General features: G+C 64.9%; 17 protein-coding genes. 11 read left to right on the top strand and 6 right to left on the bottom strand.

Annotated elements, in window-relative coordinates; all coding sequences use genetic code 11:
* Nucleotides 1-53: 53 nt before the first annotated feature.
* Nucleotides 54-560, top strand: a complete 507-nt coding sequence (locus RBT54_RS15140; RefSeq protein WP_320367893.1) for a retropepsin-like aspartic protease — start codon at nucleotides 54-56, stop codon at nucleotides 558-560.
* A gap of 96 nt (nucleotides 561-656) precedes the next feature.
* Here RBT54_RS15140 and RBT54_RS15135 read toward each other — a convergent pair whose 3' ends face one another.
* Complete coding sequence (locus RBT54_RS15135) at nucleotides 657-1367, bottom strand: PRC-barrel domain-containing protein (protein WP_320367892.1); 711 nt, start codon at nucleotides 1365-1367, stop codon at nucleotides 657-659.
* Nucleotides 1368-1582: 215 nt separating this feature from the next.
* Between RBT54_RS15135 and RBT54_RS15130 the strand changes: the two genes are divergently transcribed.
* The 3 genes from RBT54_RS15130 to RBT54_RS15120 all read left to right on the top strand — a co-directional run bounded on the left by RBT54_RS15130 (nucleotide 1583) and on the right by RBT54_RS15120 (nucleotide 4920).
* Complete coding sequence (locus RBT54_RS15130) at nucleotides 1583-3085, top strand: sorbosone dehydrogenase family protein (protein WP_320367891.1); 1503 nt, start codon at nucleotides 1583-1585, stop codon at nucleotides 3083-3085.
* 169 nt (nucleotides 3086-3254) lie between these two features.
* Complete coding sequence (locus tag RBT54_RS15125; protein ID WP_320367890.1) at nucleotides 3255-3623, top strand: CopG family transcriptional regulator; 369 nt, start codon at nucleotides 3255-3257, stop codon at nucleotides 3621-3623.
* A 22-nt stretch (nucleotides 3624-3645) separates the two neighbouring features.
* Nucleotides 3646-4920, top strand: a complete 1275-nt coding sequence (locus RBT54_RS15120; RefSeq protein WP_320367889.1) for a PHB depolymerase family esterase — start codon at nucleotides 3646-3648, stop codon at nucleotides 4918-4920.
* Nucleotides 4921-4992: 72 nt separating this feature from the next.
* On the opposite strand, the gene RBT54_RS15115 is transcribed toward RBT54_RS15120, so the two are convergent.
* Nucleotides 4993-5451, bottom strand: a complete 459-nt coding sequence (locus RBT54_RS15115) for a hypothetical protein (protein WP_320367888.1) — start codon at nucleotides 5449-5451, stop codon at nucleotides 4993-4995.
* A gap of 256 nt (nucleotides 5452-5707) precedes the next feature.
* On the opposite strand from RBT54_RS15115, the gene RBT54_RS15110 reads away from it, so the two are divergent.
* The gene (locus RBT54_RS15110; RefSeq protein ID WP_320367918.1) at nucleotides 5708-6727 is read left to right on the top strand and encodes an alpha/beta hydrolase; all 1020 of its coding nucleotides are present in this window, start codon (nucleotides 5708-5710) and stop codon (nucleotides 6725-6727) included.
* Nucleotides 6728-7133: 406 nt separating this feature from the next.
* On the opposite strand, the gene RBT54_RS15105 is transcribed toward RBT54_RS15110, so the two are convergent.
* Nucleotides 7134-7622 carry a hemerythrin domain-containing protein gene (locus RBT54_RS15105; protein ID WP_320367887.1) on the bottom strand — a complete coding sequence of 163 codons (489 nt, stop codon included), beginning with the start codon at nucleotides 7620-7622 and terminating at the stop codon, nucleotides 7134-7136.
* A gap of 246 nt (nucleotides 7623-7868) precedes the next feature.
* Here RBT54_RS15105 and RBT54_RS15100 point away from each other — a divergent pair, with 246 nt between their 5' ends.
* Nucleotides 7869-9374 (top strand): NAD(P)H-dependent oxidoreductase, encoded by a 1506-nt coding sequence (locus RBT54_RS15100; RefSeq protein WP_320367886.1) that lies wholly within the window; start codon nucleotides 7869-7871, stop codon nucleotides 9372-9374.
* Between the two features lie 19 nt (nucleotides 9375-9393).
* Here the strand turns inward: RBT54_RS15100 and RBT54_RS15095 are convergent, their stop codons facing one another.
* The 3 genes from RBT54_RS15095 to RBT54_RS15085 form a co-directional block, all read right to left on the bottom strand.
* Nucleotides 9394-10275 carry a Ku protein gene (locus RBT54_RS15095; RefSeq protein ID WP_320367885.1) on the bottom strand — a complete coding sequence of 294 codons (882 nt, stop codon included), beginning with the start codon at nucleotides 10273-10275 and terminating at the stop codon, nucleotides 9394-9396.
* Nucleotides 10276-10350: 75 nt separating this feature from the next.
* A complete protein-coding gene (gene ligD, locus RBT54_RS15090; protein ID WP_320367884.1) occupies nucleotides 10351-12906 on the bottom strand; it encodes a DNA ligase D in 2556 nt (851 codons plus the stop codon).
* Entirely contained in the window at nucleotides 12903-13415 is a 513-nt protein-coding gene (locus RBT54_RS15085) for a DUF421 domain-containing protein (protein WP_320367883.1), read from the bottom strand. The genes ligD and RBT54_RS15085 overlap by 4 nt, the downstream gene beginning before the upstream one ends.
* Nucleotides 13416-13842: 427 nt before the next feature.
* Here RBT54_RS15085 and RBT54_RS15080 point away from each other — a divergent pair, with 427 nt between their 5' ends.
* The 5 genes from RBT54_RS15080 (at nucleotide 13843) to RBT54_RS15060 (ending at nucleotide 20465) form a co-directional block, all read left to right on the top strand.
* The gene (locus RBT54_RS15080) at nucleotides 13843-14178 is read left to right on the top strand and encodes a J domain-containing protein (protein ID WP_320367882.1); all 336 of its coding nucleotides are present in this window, start codon (nucleotides 13843-13845) and stop codon (nucleotides 14176-14178) included.
* Nucleotides 14168-14776 carry a chemotaxis protein CheB gene (locus RBT54_RS15075; RefSeq protein WP_320367881.1) on the top strand — a complete coding sequence of 203 codons (609 nt, stop codon included), beginning with the start codon at nucleotides 14168-14170 and terminating at the stop codon, nucleotides 14774-14776. Before RBT54_RS15080 ends, RBT54_RS15075 begins: the two co-directional genes overlap by 11 nt.
* Nucleotides 14777-14893: 117 nt before the next feature.
* On the top strand, nucleotides 14894-16645 hold the full coding sequence (gene kaiC / locus RBT54_RS15070) for a circadian clock protein KaiC (RefSeq protein WP_320367880.1): 1752 nt from the start codon (nucleotides 14894-14896) through the stop codon (nucleotides 16643-16645).
* Nucleotides 16642-16932 carry a circadian clock KaiB family protein gene (locus RBT54_RS15065; RefSeq protein ID WP_320367879.1) on the top strand — a complete coding sequence of 97 codons (291 nt, stop codon included), beginning with the start codon at nucleotides 16642-16644 and terminating at the stop codon, nucleotides 16930-16932. Before kaiC ends, RBT54_RS15065 begins: the two co-directional genes overlap by 4 nt.
* A complete protein-coding gene (locus RBT54_RS15060) occupies nucleotides 16929-20465 on the top strand; it encodes a PAS domain S-box protein (protein ID WP_320367878.1) in 3537 nt (1178 codons plus the stop codon). Before RBT54_RS15065 ends, RBT54_RS15060 begins: the two co-directional genes overlap by 4 nt.
* Nucleotides 20466-20555: the final 90 nt, after the last annotated feature.

The raw sequence follows: 20555 nt of genomic DNA, 5'->3' as shown, positions 1-20555 counted from the left end.
TGGGTGTGTTGTGTTTTCCTGCTGTTTCACCGTCTCCTTGCGAAGGACGCTCGATGTCCAGATTCGCCTGCCTGCTGTTCGTCCTCCTGACTGGCACGATGCCATCGGCAATCGCCGGGCAGTTCGGCACCACGATCGAGATGGAGGTAAAGAACGGATCGACCTTCTATGTCCCGGGACTCATTACCGGGCTAGGGGCCGTGCACTGGATGGTCGATACCGGCTCAGGGTATATGACCATCAACGAAGAAATTCTTGCGTTGCTGAAGGAAAACGGCCTGGCGCAATTCGTCAAGCACCTGCGCGGTCGACTGGCGGATGGCAGCGAGCGGGAGGTGCCGGTGTATTCGATCGACGCCATCAGCATCGGCGACGCGTGCTGGTTGCGTGACGTGGAGGTCGCCGTGTTTCCGGGCAATACCCGACCGATTCTTGGACTCAACGTCCTGCAACGAGCCGCACCCTTCATCTTTTCGTTCGAACCGCCCCAGCTTGTGCTGAGCCATTGCGACAGGGCGCTCGATGCCCTTGCGATTGGGCTGGCTACGCCCCAGGAATGAACCCCAGCGCCCGGACTTGAGCGCTGGGGTTGCACTGCGCCGTCGTCGGCGCATCGCCGCGACTAATTGCGACGCAGGGTTAGTGGAGCACGCTCCTTACTGGGGCACTCGCGGTGTTGCGGGCGCCGTCGCGGGCTTGTCGGTGTCGACCTGCGGCGTCATCGATGTGCGTCCGGACTTGTCGGAGTCCGCGTTCGGCATCATCGATGCACCCGGCTTGTTGGCGTCCTTGTCCTGCTCGAATGCCGAGAATTCGACGATCGAGCCGCTGATTGGCGTGCTGCCTTTCAGGTCGGTGTACTTATCGGCGCCTTGCGTCGCATCCTTCAGTGTCGCGATTTCTTCCTTGCTGGCGCTCATCTGCAGCTTGTCGTCCAGCGGCTTGAGCTCATCGAGTGATACCGTGATGTCGCGTGCCCCCATGCCGAGGACACCGCCCACGGAAATTACCGCATGAGCGCTCTTGCGATCCGGGGCGAGAACGACGCGTTTGATCTCTCCGACCTTGTCGCCCGTGCGATCGATCACTTCCATGCCGTTAAGGTCGTCAGCAGTCCGCGTGTATAGCGGATTGCCGCCGGTCGTCGTTCTGGCGGTTGCGCCACCGTTGGCTGTGCCCATTCGCGACTTGTCACTCATCGGTTGCGCGAGTGCGGGATGGTCGCGCTCAGTTTGCCCGATCTCTGCCTTGGTCGAGGCCGGGGACGGCACATCCACTTTTGAGTTGTCGGTGGCGGCCAATGTGGGGCCGGCCAGCAGCGCAGCGATCGTGCCGGCAATCAAGGTCGTACCAATTTTCAGTTTCATGTCGTGCTCCTGTGATGTGTTTAGAGCCGAATGGTGTCCGTGTCACGAACCATCAGACCAGCATCAGGCCGAGACCTGCTGCGAACCCACGATGTTCGCAATTGAGACTCACGTATGTACGGTGACCCACTAAGCAGTTCAGCTATTGAACATTTCTATGTCCGCCCTTGGGGCGAGGTCGTGGCCGTGGACCTTTTCTCGGTGAGCGGAGCGCCGTGCAGCAGGTGCCGTCCTCGCCGCCGTCTGCGCGCGGGCACGCCTGGTTGCGTCGCACAGCGCACAGACGGGTGGGGCGGGCGGGCCTGATCATCCCGCTTCGGTTGGGGCTTCCCCCTCCATCTGACGACGCGGCAATGGACTATCACTCTGAATACTCTGCTTATGACGGGTCAGTAAGCGCCTGCAAGCGGCTGGCGGCGCTGGCGATTTACGTTCTGGTGGGCGCAACGATGTGGGGGTGCGCCGAGACTGCGACGCTGTCGGTTGCCCAAGGCACCGGGCCCCGGCCCGAACTGCCGCCGCCGAACAGGACGCTGCTGCCGACGGTAAACATCGCGCCTGCCATCGGCTGGCCGCAAGGCGCTACGCCGCAGGCGGCGGCCGCGCTGCGTGTGGTGGCCTTCGCCAGCGGGCTGGATCATCCGCGCTGGCTGCTGGTGCTGCCTAACGGCGACGTACTGGTCGCTGAAAGCAACGCGCCGCCCAAGCCGGAGCGCGTGAAGGGCATCAAGGACTACATCATGGGGCTGGTGATGAAGCGTGCTGGCGCCGGCACGCCGAGCGCCAACCGCATCACCTTGCTGCGCGACGCCGACGGCGACGGCATTGCCGAAACCCGCTCGGTCCTGCTGAGCGGTCTGTATTCACCTTTCGGCATGGCCCTGATCGGCGAACGCCTGTTCGTGGCCAATGCCGACGCAGTGTTGAGTTTTCCCTACCGCCCCGGCGACACCGTCATCAATTCATCCGGCACCAAACTGCTCGATCTGCCGGGCGGTCCCATCAACCACCATTGGACGAAGAACCTGCTGGCCAGCATCGACGGCAGCAAGCTGTATGTCAGCGTGGGCTCGAACAGCAATGTCGGCGAGCGCGGCATGCTGCTCGAGGAAGGCCGTGCCGCGATCTGGGAGGTGCAGGTCGACAGCGGCGCACATCGTGTCTTCGCTTCAGGCCTGCGCAACCCTGTGGGCATGGCTTGGGACGCGGCGGGCCAGGTGCTGTGGACGGTGGTCAACGAGCGCGATGAGGTCGGTAGCGACCTGGTGCCCGATTACTTGACCGCGGTGCAGGACGGTGGCTTCTACGGCTGGCCTTACAGCTACTTCGGCAACAACACGGATGCGCGAGTCGAACAGTCGCAGCCGGCGCTGGTGGCCGCTGCGCTGGTGCCGGATTACGCGCTGGGTCCGCACACCGCATCGCTCGGGCTGGCCCGTTCTGCGGGCGGCAAGCTGCCGGCGGCGTTCGCCGATGGCATGTTCATCGGCCAGCATGGCTCGTGGAACCGCCGACCGCACAGCGGCTACAAGGTGATCTTCGTGCCGTTTCAGGACGGCAAACCTGCAGGTGCGCCGCTGGATGTCCTGACTGGCTTCCTCAATGAAGCGGGCGAGGCGATGGGCCGGCCCGTGGGCGTGGCCATCGACGCGCGTGGTGGATTGCTGGTAGCGGACGATGTGGGCAACGTGATCTGGCGCGTCAGCGCAAAACCGTGAGGTCCGCACGAACATCTCACCATTGGCGTCGTGAGCGTGCAATTCCGAAACACGTTGCGCTTTGCCGCTCTGTGTGCTTCTATACCATCCACACAGATGGTTTATGGATGGTTTAGAGATGGCAAGAGGCGATATTGAAGTCCGACCCCGGGTCGGCGAAACAGAAAAGATGACGATCAATCTGGGCGTCGTCGACCTGGGGCAGATCGACCTGCTGGTGCAGGAGGGGTTTTATTCCAACCGCACCGACCTGATCCGTACCGCCATCCGCAACCAGTTGACCGTGCACGCCGACGAGGTCAAGCGGACCATCGCGCGCCGGACCCTGGTGCTGGGTCTGCAGCACCTCAGCCGGGCCGACCTCGAGCGGGCGCTGGCCGCAGGAGAAATGCTGCAGATCCAGGTCGTCGGCCTGGCGCGAATTGCCGACGACGTATCGCCCGAACTGGCTCGCGCCACCATCGAATCCGTTGTTGTTCTCGGCGCCTTTCAGGCGAGCGCGGCGGTGCGTAGTGCACTGGCCGATCGCATGCGCTGAACTCACTCTCAAGGAGAGAACCATGAATTTTTCCGATGCGCTGCGGCGCAAACTATTCAAGGCAATGCCCTTGCCCGAAACCTCATTCCCGATGGGCGCGTTCGATATCGCGTCGATCAACGACACGATCACGCAGGCGCTCAACTCGGCCGGGCTGAACACACAGACGGGTCCGATGAAGAACGTCATGGACACGATCCAGCAATCGCTCGCCGCAGCCGGCTTGAACCCGGCCGGGCCGGCGGCGCACGAGGAGGGTGTGACCATCGACGGGTTCGCCCGCGAGATCTTCACGCCCGATGGACGCACCGATGCGCGGACCGACGAGCAGATCGATGAGCGTATCGATGAGGGGCCCGCCAGACCGACCGCTCCGCCCGATCAGGCCACACCCGGGCAGTTCCTCAGCCGCTCGTTCACCAACCATGCCGGCACGCGCGCCTACAAGCTCTACATCCCGTCCAGTTACTCGGCCCACTCGGGCGACCCGGCGGCGGTGGTCGTGATGTTGCATGGCTGCACCCAATCGCCCGATGACTTTGCCGCCGGCACGCGCATGAATGCGCTCGCCGAGCAGCGTGGGTTTCTGGTGGTTTATCCCGCCCAGAGCGCCAATGCGAATGGCTCGAAGTGCTGGAACTGGTTCCGCACGGAAGATCAGGATCGCGACCGTGGCGAACCCGCGCTGATCGCCGGCATCACGCGCGAGGTCGTGGCCAGCCATCGCGTGGATGAACGCCGCGTCTTTGTCGCCGGACTGTCATCGGGGGCGGCCATGGCCGTCATTCTCGGCGCCACCTACCCGGACATCTACGCCGCGGTCGGTGCCCATTCCGGCCTGCCCTATGGCGCCGCCCACGACATGCCCTCTGCCTTCGGGGCGATGAAGCGCAGCACCGGTCTGGCCGGGATGCCGGATCGAAGCGGAGCTGGCGCGCATCGCGCAGCAGGGGGGCGTGGCGTGCCGACCATCGTCTTTCATGGCGACCGCGATCACACGGTGCACGCGCAAAATGGCGCTGAAATCGTCGAGCAGGCGGTTCGCGGGCATTCGGACGCTGCACGTCTGAAGTCCAGCATCCGTCGCGGCTCGGCGGCGGGAGGCCGGCAATACACCCATACCGTCTACGCCGATGCGGCCAACCAGCCGGTCGTCGAGCAATGGGTGCTCCACGGTGCGGGTCACGCGTGGTCGGGAGGCAGCCCGCAGGGGTCGTTCACCGCCCCAGGCGGGCCGGACGCTTCGGTCGAAATGATCCGATTCTTCCATTCGCAGCCACGCGCGGGCACCGCCTGAAGGCACGTGGAGCCCGCAGTCCGGGACGACAGGGGCGGGGTCAGGCACTTGAGCTTGACCCCGCCCCACCGCTCAGACGAGTGCCGATTGCGGGATGCGCTGATCCTGACCGACCCGAACGTCGAGCTCGCTCAGCTGGCGATAAAGCGTCAATGCCTGGTCTGGCCCGAATCGGTCGTTGAAGAACTCGTCGATCGGACCGGTATGGATCAGCCGGTCGCGGCGCAGGCTCTTGACGACCTCGCGGTAATCGATGTTCACCAATTTGCGAGGACCCGGTGCTCGTACGGTCGCCAGGCGGTGAAGCGCGACAGGTAGTTCCGGGCGAAGCACTCGCGAATCGGCGAAGACGATCGGTTCCGCGAAAAAATAGACCGGAATGGCCTTCGAGAAACGCGTCATCAAATGCCGCGGGCGTTGGAACACGAAGGCCCACCGCAGGGGCGAGAAGCAGACGACCGCATCGAAGGATTCCAGGCGCGGATCACTGAGAACGCTTGCACGGAAATTGTCAGTGTGGGTGTGGGTCATGGCACGATCACCTCGTCGGGATTAGGGAACGCAGACCATCGCCATGCGAGGACGAACGGAAGCAGTCCTTTTCGGCAGGATTGGGCAGTGGCCCGGCGCGTCAGCCTCTGTGGGACGGCGAACAGACCGGGCCGCCAAGCAGGCCTAGCTTGGTGATCACCGTAGGCACGGCGTAACGGTCAAGGCGCGATCACTTCGGTCTTGCATCACGCGGCGTCGGCTGCATACAGGCCCAACGCAACAGAAGGTGATCGACATGGCAGCGACAAAATCAAATGATCGGCCGCCTCGCGGCAAAGGCGTCATCGTCGCCGGAGTGGCCGCGGCCCTCGCCGCGACCGCTGGCTGGGTCGCAAGCAAGGCGCGGCGGGCGGAGGAGGACCAGCCGCCTCAGGGCGCATTCGTCGACGTCGACGGCGTGCGCGTCCACTATCTCGACCGTGGCCGTGGAAAACCCGTCGTGCTGCTGCACGGCAATGCGGTCCGTCTCCAGGACTTCGTCGCCAGTGGCTTGATCGATCGACTGGCTCAGCACTATCGCGTCGTCGCCTTTGATCGGCCAGGATTTGGCTACAGTGAGCGTCCTCGGGATCGGCTGTGGACAGCCGAGGCTCAGGCCGAGCTTCTACACGAGGCGATGGCACAGCTCGGTCTGGAGCAAGCCGTGGTGATCGGTCACTCCTGGGGCACGCTGGTTGCGCTCGAGCTTGCCCTCCGCGAAGACGCCGCCGTGCAGCAGCTGATTCTGGTCTCGGGCTACTATTTTCCGACCGCTCGGGCGGACGCGGCGCTTGTCGCGCCTGTGGCTATCCCTGTCCTGGGCGACGTCATGCGCTACACCGTATCAGCGGTCTTCGCGCGCCTGCTCCTGGGCCAGACGGTGAAAGCCATGTTCGCGCCGCAGCCCGTTCCCGCAGATTTCCTGCCCGTGCTCGTGCGCGAGATGCTGGTGCGCCCTGTGCAGATCCGTGCCAACGCGGAAGACGCGGCCTTCATGGTTCCGGCGGCTGCGGGCCTGCGCGAGCGCTACGACAAGCTCACCATCCCCGTCACGATCTTTGCCGGCGAAGCCGATAAGGTCGTCGATCCAGAGGCGCATGCGCGTCGCCTGCACGCAGCGTTGAGCAACAGCGACCTGCACATCATCCCGGGCCTCGGGCACATGCTGCATCACGCAGTTCCGGAACAGCTGGTGGCCGCCGTAAGATCAAACCAGACCACGGCCGGAAACAGCGTCGAGCGACAAGGCGAAAGCTGGCCCGACATCACGGCTTAGCGAACGCCAGCGCTACTCGAGTGCGACTTGCGCCGCGAGTGCCAACATCCTCGGGCGGGGCGTCGACGGCGAGCAACCCTGAGCAGATCTCGGTTCCGGCCAGATATTTCAGGCGATCGCGACTGCGGTATGGGGATGGAACTCGCCTTGCAGAGGAGCCTCGGGATGGGGTTGCCCGTCGGTCGGCGCCTGCTGCCAGGCCATGGTCAAGGCCCAGGCGCCGATATCGACCGGACGGGCATGCCGACGTTCGTCGTCGTAGGTAAAACGCCACGCGCAGTTCAGGGAAAGCCAGTGCGTTCGCTGAAGTTGCGCACGGGGATAAGCAAATAGAAGGAGGCCTCCTGATGTGCGCTGCGACGAGTCACCGCACGTGGCCGCGATGCTTTTTTTCCTCTGCTTTCCTTCAGCCGCGGGCGGCGAGGAGATCGGCCTTGCGCGCCGCCATCCGGGCGCCGAGTTCGACGAGGTCCAGCGAGCTGGCCTTGACCTTGGGGAACATTTCGGTGTGCTCTTCCTTGACGTGGTGTTCGACGTATTCCGAGAGCACCTTGACCTTGGCATCGTAGATCGCACCGTCGGGTTCGACCCCTTCGAGCTGGGCGATCAGCTCCTTGATGCCGCCATGCTCAACTGTCGCTTCCGGCACCAGAAGTTTGTCCTTCAATGCCGCCTTGATCGCCGGGTAGAAGATCTCTTCCTCGATCTGCATATGCGCGCTCAGTTCGCTGCAGACCTCGGCGACGAACGCCTTCTTCTTGCTGCTGGAGTTGGTTTTTTCGTACTCGGCAAACAGACCGCTCACCGTTTCGTGGTCAGCCTTGAGCAAGGCGATGGCATCCTTTGCAACAGCCGGGGTCTTCGGTGTGGCGGGGGTCTTGGTGAGGGTGGTCATGGCAATTCCTTGCTTCGTCGACAGACAGGAATTGCACGGTAGGCCCTCAGCTCGGACGGATCTGTACGATGACCAACATAGGGGAGGGGCCCTGGCTTGCAATCCGGTACGGCCGCGGGTCGGAAATGGGCGCGGAGGGTCCGCTATGTTCGCTAGCCCACTGACGGCACGCGCGGTAAAGCCAACGATACAGCGCTGATACGACCTCCATGCGGTTCCCTTGATCGGTTCGGGAAAATGCGCTGCTTGCTGATCCTTGCCCACCCCCGCCGCGACAGCCTGTGCGGCGCGCTCTTCGATGCCTGCGGCGATGGAGCGCGCACGGCCGGCGTAGAGTGCCGCGAGCTGATCCTCAGCGAGATGCACTTCGATCTCGACGTGCACGTCGTCTCTCCTGAACTGCAGCCGCTGGAGCCGGACCTGCTGCGCGCGCAGCAGGACATTCAGTGGGCCGAGCACCTGATCTTCGTCTACCCCACCTGGTGGGGCACCTTCCCGGCCCGGCTCAAGGGCTTCCTCGATCGCGTGTTGACGCCAGGGTTCGCCTTCCGTCATGTCACGCACGACCGGTGGGACAAGTTGCTCAGCGGTCGCACGGCGGACCTGATCACGACCATGGACACGCCACCCTGGATCTATCGATTCATCTATCGTGCGCCGGGGCAACAGGCCCTGGTGCGCGCGACGCTCGGCTACTGCGGCATCCGCTGCGCGCGCATCGAGACATTCGGGTCGGTGATCGCCGCCACCGCCGCACAACGCCAGCAATGGCTGGAACGGGCGCGGTCCGTCGGCTCGCGCCTCGCCGAGGGCGCGCTGTCGACCATGCAGCGCGCCGCCGCCTGGCTAGCCGCGCTGCGGCTGCAGTTCTATCCGATGACGTGGATCGCCTACACCGTCGGGGCGTTGGCCGCCACCGTGGGCGGGTCGCTGGCGATGGCACCTTACCTGCTCGGCTATCTCGTGCTGTTCCTGCTCGAGGCGGCCACGGTGTTTCTCAACGATTGGTTCGACTTCGACAGCGACCGGATCAACCGTCTGGGTGGCCCCTTCACCGGGGGCTCGCGCGTGCTGGTGGACGGCCGGCTCGACCGCCCGGCGATGCGCCGGGGCATTGGTCTGGCGCTGCTCGGCGCCGCGGCGGCGCTCGCCCTCCTGGTCGCCATGGCCCCCGCGAGCTCGAGTGGATCGATTGTCGCCATCTACCTGCCGTTGGCCTTGCTCGCACTGTCTTACACCGTGCCGCCGCTGAAGCTCTCGCACCGCGGTCTCGGCGAACTCGACGTCGCGCTCACCCATAGCGCCGGCGCGATCCTCGCCGGCTATGTGGCGCAGGGCGGCCACTGGAGCGCCAGCACGCCGTGGCTGCTGGCGCTGCCGCTGGGTCTGGCGGTGCTGCCGGCGATCCTGCTCGCCGGTTGCCCCGATCGGGCGGCCGATCAGGCGGTTGGCAAGCGCACGCTGGTGGTCATCCTTGGTCCACGAACTGCCATCCGCCTGGCGATGGCCGCCTGCCTTGCCGCACCCGTCATCGCCGCGCTGTTAGCGCTGACCCGCCTGGACACGCCGGCGCTGCTCGGATGGAGCGCTGCGGGCGGCGCGCTGCATGCCATCTGGCTGTGGCGATGTCTGGGCCGTCTCGCCAACGAGACACTGCCCGATCGCATCGATGGCCCGATCGTTTTGGCCTTGAGCTTCATCCTCTGGTTCTGCGTGCCGCCGCTCATCGTGCTGGCGAGCGCTGCCAGCTGATGGGCACGTGCATGCGCCTTCATCCCCGCTGTCGGGTCGAGGCCTTGGGCGCGGACGTCCTGGCGTTGGCCAGCTTGCTGCCGCTGCTGTCCCCGACGCTGTTCCCGGGTTTGCGTTTGGCCAGACTCTTCGCCAGCAAGTCGGTGAGATCGACGACGTTGGTCCCCTCCGCCGGTGCATCTTCGAGCGTCGTCACCGTGGCGGTCTCGCCGGCTTCGACCTTCTTGCTCACCAGCGCCAGAATGGCTGCGCTGAACTGGTCGGCGTAGTCGTCCGACTTCCAGGGGCCGGTCATGTCGCCGATGAGTTGGGTGGCCATCTTCAGTTCGCCCGGCTTCAGCCCCGCTGCGCTCTTGCCTTCGGCCGGCAGCTTCAGCTCCTCCAGGGGGCGGATCTCGCCGGCCCAGCGGATGGTATTGAGCACCAGCGCCGCGCCGTAAGGTATCAGCGCCGCCAGGCGTTCCTTGGTGTGCATCACCACCCGCGCGATACCGATCACGTCGGCCTCGAGCATCGCCTCCCGGAGCAGGGCGTAGACCTTCTCGCCCTTGCCCACCGGCTCCAGGTAGTAGGGGGTGTCCATGAGCGTAAACGGGATCTCGCCGGCCTTGACGAAGGTCTCGATCTCGATCGTTTGCGTCGACTTGGGATACGCCGCCTTGATCTGCTCTTCGCTCAGGATCACGTAATCGCCGTCGTCCTGCTTGATGCCCTTGACGATGTCGTCACCCTGGATGTCCTTGCCGGTGCGCTTGTTCACGCGCTTGTAGCCCACCGGGTCCATCGAGCGCTTGTCGAGCCAGTCGAAGTCGATGTCGACGTCCCGCGAGGCCGGGTACAAGGCGACCGGCACATGCACCAGGCCGAAGGTGATGGCGCCTTTCCAGATCACGCGGGGCATGGGAACTCCTTGTTCGGCACAGGGCCGGAAGTGGGCGTATGGAGAGGACGGCGGGGAGGGTGGCGCACGCGCGGCTCATGCATCAGGCGGGGCGTAGCCCAAGGCTGACATCGCAGTCGTGAGGCTGCGTGCCGCCCTGGCGTAGCCCTTCCATGGCTCGTTGCCCATGTCCAGGCGTTCGTGAACCGTCTTCACCGACCAGTGGTCTCCCCCGCGCAGCGCGGGCAGTTCTTCCCGGGCCACCGGCACGGAGATGCCCAGGCCGGGTCGCGCTCGGGCCGACCAGGCGCACACCGTGGTGGCTCCGCGCCCGTTGCGCAAGTAGTCGATGAAGATCCTGCCGACGCGGTTCTTCGGGCCCCTGCGGGCAACGAAGCGCTGCGGTATCGTCCTGGCCATGTGCGTGACGACGGCTTGCGAGAAGCCCTTGACGGTGTCCCAGTCGTGCACGCGCCTGACCGGCACCACGACGTGCAGCCCCTTGCCGCCGCTGGTCTTCAGGAAGGATGGCAGGCCGAGCTGGTCGAGGAACGCATGCATGAGCTGCGCCGCCTCCAGAACCTGGGCCCAGGGCACCCCCTCACCGGGATCGAGGTCGAACACCATGCGGTCCGGGTGCTCGAACGGCGCCGAACCGGCGTTCATCGTGTGGAACTCGACGACGTTCCATTGCGCGGCGGAGAGCAGGCCTTGCGGGCTGGCCACCGCGATCAACGGCGGATGTTCGGGGTCCAGCGCTGGATCGAGCTGGCGGATGCCGGGCAGATTTTCGGTTTCGACGTGCTTCTGGAAGAACTGCTGGCCATCAACGCCGTCCGGCGCGCGCACCAGCGACACCGGCCGACCCTTCAGGTGCTTAATCATCAGCTCAGCAACCAGGCCGTAGTAGCGCACCAGTTCGAGCTTGGTCGTGCCGCTGCGGGGGTCGATCACCCGCTCGGGGCTCGTCACCTTGAGACGATCGGACAGGGCAGGCCGTTTGCGCGCAGCACTGACGTTCGTCGCCCTGGCGGAAGGCACACGCAGCGGCTTTTCACGGACGATCATGCTGGCCTCCTTGTCGGTACGCAGGCCGCGAAAAACGGCGTGGCGGATATGGCCGGCGGCTGTCCATTCCCAGAAGCTCACCTCGGCGACCAGGGTCGGGGCGACCCAGGTTGGTCTGCCGTCGATCTTCGCGCCGACTGCGAAAGGGCTGCTGCTGCCCGCGTTCGCATCGAGGACGTCCTTGAGGTCTGTCAAGACCTTCTCGCTGAAACCCGTGCCGACATCGCCGGCGTACTGCAGCACGCCGTGCGCATCGTTCACGCCGAGCAGCAGCGCGCCGAAGCCGGTGCGCGCGCCCTGGGGCGCGGTGTAGCCGCCGATGACGAATTCCTGGCGCTGACTGCACTTGAGCTTGACCCAGTCTGCCGACCGCGAAGACCGGTAGGTGCTACTGCGGCGTTTGGCGACGATGCCCTCGAGGCCCAACTTGCAGGCGGAGGTGATGACACTTTGCGCGCTGCCATCGAAGGCCTCGCTGAAGAGGATCTGCTCGGTGCCCGAAGCCGCGAGCAGCCCCTTCAGATACACACGCCGCGCATGCAGGGGCGCGCTGCGCAGGTCGTGCCCCGCAACATAGGGCACGTCGAAGAGATACAGCACCACCTCGCTCGTCCGTTCGCTGTCGAACGCCTGCTGCAGCGCGCCGAAATCCGGGATGCCCGCTTCGTCAGGCACGACGATCTCACCGTCGTACCAGCCCGGCGGGAGCTTCAGCCCTTCGAGGGCGCTTTGCAGGGGTCGCAGCTTCGCGGTCCAGTCATGGCCATTGCGGGTGAACAGGCGCACGCCCGCGGCGTCGTTACGCACCAGCATGCGATAGCCATCGAACTTGATCTCGAAGAGCCACGCGCCGGCGTCCGCTGGCAGGCCCGCCACCAGGGTGGCCAGTTGCGGCGCAAGCGAGCTCGGCAGAGCCGATGGCACGGCCTCGGCGGGCAAGTCGTGATCGGCCGCCGAGCGGTGGCCACCGCCGTCGGTGCTGCCACCGCTTCGCGCGGGACCCAGTGCCTTCACGCTCTCGGGCAGCGCATCGACCACGCTGTAGGCGGCGGAGGCCTGAGCGTACGCGTCCTTCTCCTTGATCAGCAGCCAGGCGGGCTGTTTCTCGCCTTTGCCCTTCATGCGCACCAACACCCAGCGGCCGTGCAGCTTGTGGCCATGCAGCTCGAACTTCAGATTGCCGTCGCGAACCCCTTGCTGCGGGTCATGCAAAGGGAGCCACGTACCGGCGTCCCACACGATGACCTTGCCGGCGCCGTACTGCCTGGCGGGGATGGTTCCTTCGAAGCCCGCATAGGCCAGCGGGTGGTCCTCGACCTGCACGGCCATGCGTTTGACGCTCGGGTCGAGACTCGGTCCCCTGGGCACCGCCCAGCTCTTCATCGTGCCGTCGAGCTCCAGCCGGAAGTCGTAGTGCAGGCTGCTCGCCCAATGCTTCTGAACGACGAACTGCAACTCCCCGCCAGCGGGCTGGCCGCCCGTTGTCGCTGCCGGCTCCGGCGTCAGCGCGAAGTCACGCTTCGCCCGGTAGGCGCGCAGCGGATCGGGCGCCGACTCGAACGAGCGCCTTGAGCCCTCGTTCATGCGGCTGTCCCCGGCTCGTCGTTGCGGATCAGGCTCATCTCGCCGTCCGCTTCGAGGTACATGCGCTTGACCGTGGTGATGTCTTCGATGCCCTCATGGCGGATCTTTGCGTTCAACTCCTCATCGGTGATGAACTCTCGGCGCATGTTCTTGCGCAGCAGCTTGCCATCGCGCACCAGGCACAGGCGAGGTGCGGCCGTGAAGCGCTGGATGAGCGGAAACCGGAAGCTCGCGAAGTCGAGCAGATAGCTCCAGAAGACGAGCGTGCAGATCAGCACCATGCCGTCGGTGACCGAAGTGGCGCTGCCGATCATGCCGTTCTGTGCCGCATCGCCAATGATCACGATGAACAGGAAGTCGCTGATGCCCAACGATCCCACGTCGCGGCGCAGGATGAAGCGCAGGACAATGAAGAGGAACCAGTACAACAGCGTTCCGCGCAGCATCAGCTCCAGGGGTGACACCGTGAAGTACACGATGCTGGCCTGGTCGAAATCCAAGATGTTCACCGGATGCTCCCCGAGCGCATGGCCGCGGGCCTGGACAACAAGCACCGCTTGGCGCAGATGCTGTGCGTGCGAACGATCAGTAGAGCGCTGCCCAGGTGCGATTTCATGCATGGACGTTGGGCGGACTCAGAACCTGTGTCTGTTTGCTGGGGCACAAAGCACGGTCACACGGTGCACGCTCAAAATCGCCCTGAAATCGTCGAGCAGGCTGTTCGCGGGCACCACGCGCTGGCACCGCCTGAAGGTCCGTGTAGCCCGCACCATGGGAGGGCAGGGGCGGGCTCCGCGGGCTCAGGATCAGGCCTATGCGGGGTGGCGAACAGACGAAGATTCAGGAACGAGTAGGTTTGAGGCAATGGCGACAGTTGCACCTCTCCCCGGAAGGCGCCACCCATCGAAGCGGGCCGCCAGCACGAAGGAGAAGGCAATGAACTACCAGAACCACTACGCGACCTTGCACATCGATCGATGCGCCTCGTGTGCTGAGATCAAGTCGGCTTTCCGCACCCTGGCCCAACGCTTTCATCCCGATGTGACCAAGGACCGGGATGGCGAGCGCAAATTCAAGGAGGTCGCCGAAGCCTATCGAACGCTCAGACGCGCCGACTCGAAGGTCGCCTACGATCATCAGATAAGCAATGATTGCGCTGATAAGGCCGTCTTCACCAGAAGCGATCCAGGCATCGCGAATCTCGACTGGGGATGGGCCCTGATTCAATATTTTTCGTGGTTCTGGATCCATCCAGGCGGACATGGAGAATGAAGATTTCATCGACGCCCGATCGGAGACTGAAGTGAAAAAATTTCCAGTCGTCTGCGTTGGTGGTTCAGCCGGCGGCCTTGACGCCTATATCCGGCTATTGCAGAACCTGCCGTGCGACATGGGAGTGGCCATCGTCATCGTGAATCACATCACGATCATGCCTACGCAGCTCCATGAAGTGCTGCCGCGCTTCACCACGATGCCGGTCGATCTGATCACCGACGAGCTGTCGATCGAGCCGAACCACGTCTTCATCATTCCTGCCAATCGGGACTTGCACGTCAAGGACGATGAGTTTCACCTCGAGCCAATCTCGAAGCCACGGGGCTGGCCTGACGTGATCACGGTGTTTTTGCGCTCGCTCACCGAAAACTGGGACGGAAGGCTGATCGCTGTCATCGTCTCCGGCTACGACGGTGATGGCGCCGACGCGCTGTGCGACATCAAGGAAAACGGCGGCATCACTTTTGCGCAAAGGCCGGCGACCGCAAAGCAGCCCGACATGCCGGAAAGTGCGATCGCCAGCGGCTGCATCGATCAGATCCTGTCACCCGAGGAGATTGCCGCCGAAATTGTGCGGATTGCGCGTGCGGACTAGCCCGGATCCGCACGAGGTGGGATGACCGAAAGAGGGGCGAACATGTTTGCCAGCGCACAGACAGCCTTGAGCACAAGGCGGGATGGTGCATGGCACATCACGAAATGGAAAAGCCGCATGGAATCCAACCGGCCCGCGCAGACCGCGCAAGAGTCCAGCAAGGCGCCGACCGGCATCGTGGGTTTCGACGAGATCACCCGTGGTGGTTTGCCGCGTGCGCGCTCAACCTTGCTGGTCGGGGGGCCCGGCTCAGGCAAGACCATCATCGCGCTGCAGTCCCTCGCGCATGGCGCAAGGGACTGCAAGGAGCCGGGCATCTTCGTCGCCTTCGAGGAGACCTCGGGGCGCATCGAGTCCAATGCCGAGAGCTTCGGCTGGGGACTCGCCGAGTTGCTGCGCAAGAAAAAACTGTTCTTCCTCGACGCGCAACCGAAGGCCGATCTCATCCAGTCTGGCGATTTCGATCTCGGTGGGATGCTCGCGGCACTGGAGGCACAGACCAAGGCGATGCGCGCGCGGCGGATCGTGTTCGACGCGCTCGATGTCGTCCTGGCGCTGCTGCCCGACCCGGCGGCGAGGCGGCGCGAGGTTTACCGGCTGCATGAGTGGTTACTGGCGCACGAGCTGACCGCCACCATCACCGCGAAGTCGGGCGGAGACGAAGACAGCGATGTCATCCACCAACCGTTTTCCGTCATGCAGTTCATGGTGGACTGCACCGTCATTCTCGACCATTGCGTGACGCTGGGTGTATCGCATCGCACGCTGCGGGTGCAGAAGTATCGCGGCTCCGGCTTTGACGAAAATGCATCACCTTTCCTGATCGAAAACGGCGGGGTGGTGGTCAACGTCGCCCGCAGCCGCACCCATGTCGACCCCAAGATCAGCAACGAGCGCGTGTCCACCGGCGTCGAGCGGCTCGATACCATGCTTGAAGGCGGCTACTACCGCGGCGCCAGCATCCTGATCACCGGCTACTCCGGCACCGCCAAGACCACCCTGAGCGCTGCCTTCGCGGAGGCCGCCTGCAAGCGCGGCGAACCCACCCTGTTCGTCAGCTTCGATTCGGATTGCAACGAGGTCATCCGCAACCTGGCCTCGGTCGGGATCGGGCTGGATCGATACGTCAAGAACGGCTGTCTGCGCATGATCTCCGCGCGCGCCATTTCCGGTAGCGCGGAGTCTTATCTGGTCCGCATCAAGAACCTCGCGCAAGAGCATGGCGCCCGCTGCCTGGTCGCCGATCCGGTGTCCACCTGGTACAAATCCAGCTACGACACCAACGCGCACAGCGTGGCGGACCACCTGATCGACTGGACCAAGGGCAAAGGCATCACCCTGATCTGCACCAGCCTGTTTGACGAAATGACCACCCGCATCGAAAGGGGTTCGACGCTGCAGATCTCCACCCTGGCCGATACCTGGATCCACCTCAACTACCTGGTCCAGGCCGGCGAGCGCAACCGCGGCCTGTCCATCATCAAATCGCGAGGCACGGCACATTCGAACCAGGTGCGCGAACTGATCCTGAGCGACAAGGGGGTGACGCTGACCGACACCTACACGGCCGGCGGCGAGGTGTTGATGGGCACCCTGCGCTGGGAGAAGGAACGCGCCGAGCGGATCGCCGCCGAGGCCGCCGAGACCGCTGCGAAACTCAAGCGGCTCAAGCTCGATGCCGAGGAGGCCCAGCTCGCGTTGCGCGTGAAGTCCTTGCAGGCCGAACTCGTCTCGACACAGGCCGAAATTGCCTTGTTGGTCCGCTCCACGCAGCGCCGTGAAGGCGAGATGTCGCGCGGCCGCAGCGAGATCAAGGAGTTGCGTGGCGACGATGAGACGATCGCGGACGAAAAGGGGAGCCCGCGATGACCCGCCCGCCCCAGTTCACATTCCGCCTGTTCGTCGCCGGCGATGCGCCAAACTCCCTCCAGGCGGTCGCCAACCTCGCGGCGTTCTGCCGCGACCACCTGGCGGATCGCTTTGAAATCGAGATCGTCGATGTCTTTCGCGAGCCAAAGCGCGCGCTGGCGGAAGGCATCTTCATGACCCCGACGCTGGTCGCGATGACGCCGCCGCCGGTGCGACGAATCGTCGGTACCCTCAGCCATACGCAGACCGTGTTGCTGACCTTGGGCCTGCTGGACAGCGCGCCATGAAGCCCGCCAAGCCGCCGCCGCTGCAAGCGGACAACGAAGAGATCTCCGCGCTGATCGACACCTTGCACTCGACCGGGCGACGCCTGGAGGAGCTGACGGCCGGAGAGGTAGACGGGGTGGCAGACGAGGACGGCCAGACCTTCCTGTTGCGCCACGTCCAGCAGCGGGTGCGCGACAACGAGGCCGCCAGGCAGACCACCATCCTCGACGCGTTACCCGCGCATATCGCCCTGCTCGACAGCCAGGGGCGCATCGTCTCGGTCAACCAGGCCTGGCAGCGCTTTGCCGACGCGAATGGGCTGCAGTGCGCGGGCTTCGGGGTCGGGGCCAATTATCTTGACGCTTGCGACGGCACGCAGGGCGACGACACCGCCACCGCGCAACGGGCCGCGAGGGGAATCCGTGCGCTGCTCAATGGCGCGACAGATCACTTTTCGATGGAATACCCCTGCCATTCGCCCACCCGGCAGCGTTGGTTCCTGATGACCGCAAGCCCCCTGACCGACGAGCGCCCCACTGGCGTTGTGGTCATGCACCTGGACATCACCGAACGCAAGCAGGCCGAGCAGGAATCACGCGAAAGCGAGCGTATTTCGATGGAATCCAGGGCCGACGCTGCGGCGGTGCGCGACATCGCCGCGCGCCTGCAGGCGATCCTCGACACCGTGGCGGACGGCGTCATCACCATCGACAAGCACGGCGAGGTGGAGACGTTCAATCCGGCCGCCGAGCGGATTTTCGGGTATGCGGCCGACGAGGTGGTCGGGCACAAACTCAGGATGCTGATGCCCGAGCCGGATCGTAGTCAGGAAGACGGCCATCTCGCGCGTTACCGCAGCACCGGCGAGGCACGCATCGTCGGCATCGGGCGTGAGGTCATGGGGCTGCGCAAGGATGGCAGCACGGTTCCGCTCGATCTTTCGGTCAGCGAGATGACACTGGGCGGCGAGCGCCACTTCACCGGCGTGGTGCGCGACATCACCGAGCGCAAGGCGGTGGAGCGGGAACTGGTCACCGCCCGGGTCGAGGCGGAGCGCGCCAATGCGGCCAAGAACACCTTCCTCGCCAACATGAGCCATGAGATCCGCACGCCGATGAATGGCGTCATCGGCATGATCGAGGTGTTGCAGCAAAGCAGCCTCAGCGGCCCGCAGATGGAGATGGCCAACATCATCCGCGACTCGTCGTTTGCGCTGCTGGACGTGATCAACGATATCCTCGACTTCTCCAAGATCGAGGCCGGCAGGCTCGAGGTCGACAAGGTCGTGATGAGTGTCGCCGACGTGGTCGAGAAGGTCTGCGGGATCGTCGACCGCATGGCCCTGAAGAAGAACGTGGAGTTGACCCTGTTCACCGACCCTGCCATCCCTGAGCAGGTGATGGGCGATCCGGGGCGGCTGCGCCAGATCCTGATCAATCTCACCAACAACGCGATCAAGTTTTCCAGTGCGACCCCGCGCCCGGGGCAGGTCTCCGTTCGCGCGCTGTTGGTTGAAAGCGACGCCGAAGGCCCTCGGCTGGAGTTCGAGGTCGCCGACAACGGCATCGGCCTCGATGCGAACAGTCTGGCGCGGATCTTCTCACCCTTCGTTCAGGCTGACGTGTCCACCACCCGCGAATATGGCGGGACCGGATTGGGGCTGGCCATCTCGCGTCAGTTGGCACACATGCTGGGCGGTGAGATCCGCGTGAGCAGCGAGCCGGGTGTCGGTTCGCTGTTCAGTTTCAGCCTGCCCCTCGAGCTAGCGCCGGGCCCCAACGCTGCCGCACGGCACCCCGGCCGGCTCGCCGGGCTGTCCTGTCTCGTGCTCGGCGCTCCCGATGGCATGGCGAGCGATCTGGCCACCTACCTGGCGTATGACGAAGCCGTTGTGGAACGCACGGCGGATCCGGCGATCGCCCGGCAATGGATCGCCAGTCGACCGTCCGGTCGGCTCATCGTCGTCATCGATGCCCATGTCCCCAACCCACCGCTCGATGAACTGCGCGCCACGGCCCGCGCCCAGCCGGAAAGCGACACCCACTTCGTGGTCATCCGGAGGGGGCTGCGCCGGGGGCTGCGCGAGGAGGACAGCCATCTGGTGTCGGTGGACGGTAACGCACTGACGCGCCGGACCGTGCTCGATGCGGTGGCGATTGCCGCCGGCCTGGTCCCGACGCCGCGCGAGGAGGTGGCCGGTGTGACCAAAACCCCCCTCAAGTCCTTGTCCAGCGAAATGCTGCGGCGACGCGGCGAGCGGATACTGGTCGCCGAGGACAACGAGATCAACCGGAGTGTCATTCAGCATCAGCTGGCCCTCCTGGGCTACGTTGCCGATATTGCCGACAACGGTGGCGAGGCCCTGGCGCGCTGGCGTCAGGGGGGCCACGCCCTGTTGCTGACCGATCTGCACATGCCGGAAATGGATGGCTACGGCCTCACCGCCGCCATCCGGGGCGCCGAAGGCAGTGGCCAGCATCTGCCCATCATCGCCCTCACCGCCAACGCTCTGAAGAGCGAGGCGCTTCGTTGCATGGCCGCCGGGATGGACGATTACCTGACCAAGCCGGTGCTCCTCGACCAGCTCCAGGCCATGCTGGAAAAATGGCTGCCGACCCCGGGTCAGGATGGAACCCCCGACGACGACGAGGTGCCTCCCGTCGAGCAACCGCTGGCCGTGCTGGACAGATCAGTGCTGCCGAGGCAGATCGGTGACGATCCGGCGCTGATTGCGCGTTTTTTCGTCGACTACCGGCGTTCGGCGCAGGAGACGGCCGACGAGATTCGCGCGGCGATCATCCAGGGCGACTGGAAAACGGCGGGCGAGGGTGGCCACAAGCTCAAATCCTCGTCGCGCGCCGTCGGCGCCCTGGCCCTGGGGGATGTCTGCGCGCGGCTGGAGCAGGCGGGCACGGATGGCGTTGCCGATGCCACGCTGGCGCTCGAGTTCGAACATGCCCTGGTCGCCACCCTCGGTGCCCTGAGCCGGAAGGACGTGGCGCCGGCGGACGTGCTGCTCGTCGACGACGATGTCTTTCAGTTGCAACTGCTGGCGCGCCAGCTCGCCATCCTCGGAATGGACCGGGTGGTGGCCCGCGCGTCCGGCCAGGAGGCGCTGGACTGGCTGGACGCACAGGCGGGCGGCGAACAGTTGATCCTTCTCGACCTCAACATGCCTCATATGGACGGGGTGGAATTCATCCGTCGGCTGGTGGAGCGCGGGTACGCCGGCGCCCTGGTGCTGGTCAGCGGCGAGGACGCGCGAATCCTGGAGACCGCGGAACGTCTTGCCCGCGCCCATCACCTGAACGTGCTCGGTTACCTGAACAAACCGGTCCAGTCAGAGCACCTCGAAGCGCTGCTGGACGGCTGGCACAGCACGGCGCCAGAGGCCGCCGGCAAGGCCAGCCGGCGCTATGGCGCCGAGGAGGTCCGGCGCGCCATAGGCGGCGGCGAGCTGGTGAATCACTACCAGCCCAAGGTGGACGTGGCGAGCGGTGCCCTCACCGGGGTTGAAACCCGGTGCGTTGGCAACACCCTGACGACGGCCTGATATTCCCGGACGACTTCATCGGCGTGGCCGAGGAAAACGGCCTCATCGACGCGCTGACCCATGTCGTGCTCGTCGAGGCCCTCGCACAAA

The sequence above is a fragment of the Thauera sp. genome, from assembly GCF_034003485.1.
In the GTDB taxonomy this organism is placed as follows: domain Bacteria; phylum Pseudomonadota; class Gammaproteobacteria; order Burkholderiales; family Rhodocyclaceae; genus Thauera.
This window is presented reverse-complemented; position numbering and strand designations above follow the sequence as displayed.

Excerpts from the sequence above, each read along its gene's own strand:
- RBT54_RS15140 (WP_320367893.1), top strand. The coding sequence starts at position 54 with ATGTCCAGATTCGCCTGCCTGCTGTTCGTCCTCCTGACTGGCACGATG.
- RBT54_RS15135 (WP_320367892.1), bottom strand. The coding sequence starts at position 1,367 with ATGAAACTGAAAATTGGTACGACCTTGATTGCCGGCACGATCGCTGCG.
- RBT54_RS15125 (WP_320367890.1), top strand. The coding sequence starts at position 3,255 with ATGACGATCAATCTGGGCGTCGTCGACCTGGGGCAGATCGACCTGCTG.
- RBT54_RS15120 (WP_320367889.1), top strand. The coding sequence starts at position 3,646 with ATGAATTTTTCCGATGCGCTGCGGCGCAAACTATTCAAGGCAATGCCC.
- RBT54_RS15115 (WP_320367888.1), bottom strand. The coding sequence starts at position 5,451 with ATGACCCACACCCACACTGACAATTTCCGTGCAAGCGTTCTCAGTGAT.
- RBT54_RS15110 (WP_320367918.1), top strand. The coding sequence starts at position 5,708 with ATGGCAGCGACAAAATCAAATGATCGGCCGCCTCGCGGCAAAGGCGTC.
- RBT54_RS15105 (WP_320367887.1), bottom strand. The coding sequence starts at position 7,622 with ATGACCACCCTCACCAAGACCCCCGCCACACCGAAGACCCCGGCTGTT.
- RBT54_RS15095 (WP_320367885.1), bottom strand. The coding sequence starts at position 10,275 with ATGCCCCGCGTGATCTGGAAAGGCGCCATCACCTTCGGCCTGGTGCAT.
- ligD (WP_320367884.1), bottom strand. The coding sequence starts at position 12,906 with ATGAACGAGGGCTCAAGGCGCTCGTTCGAGTCGGCGCCCGATCCGCTG.
- RBT54_RS15080 (WP_320367882.1), top strand. The coding sequence starts at position 13,843 with ATGAACTACCAGAACCACTACGCGACCTTGCACATCGATCGATGCGCC.
- RBT54_RS15075 (WP_320367881.1), top strand. The coding sequence starts at position 14,168 with ATGGAGAATGAAGATTTCATCGACGCCCGATCGGAGACTGAAGTGAAA.
- kaiC (WP_320367880.1), top strand. The coding sequence starts at position 14,894 with ATGGAATCCAACCGGCCCGCGCAGACCGCGCAAGAGTCCAGCAAGGCG.
- RBT54_RS15065 (WP_320367879.1), top strand. The coding sequence starts at position 16,642 with ATGACCCGCCCGCCCCAGTTCACATTCCGCCTGTTCGTCGCCGGCGAT.
- RBT54_RS15060 (WP_320367878.1), top strand. The coding sequence starts at position 16,929 with ATGAAGCCCGCCAAGCCGCCGCCGCTGCAAGCGGACAACGAAGAGATC.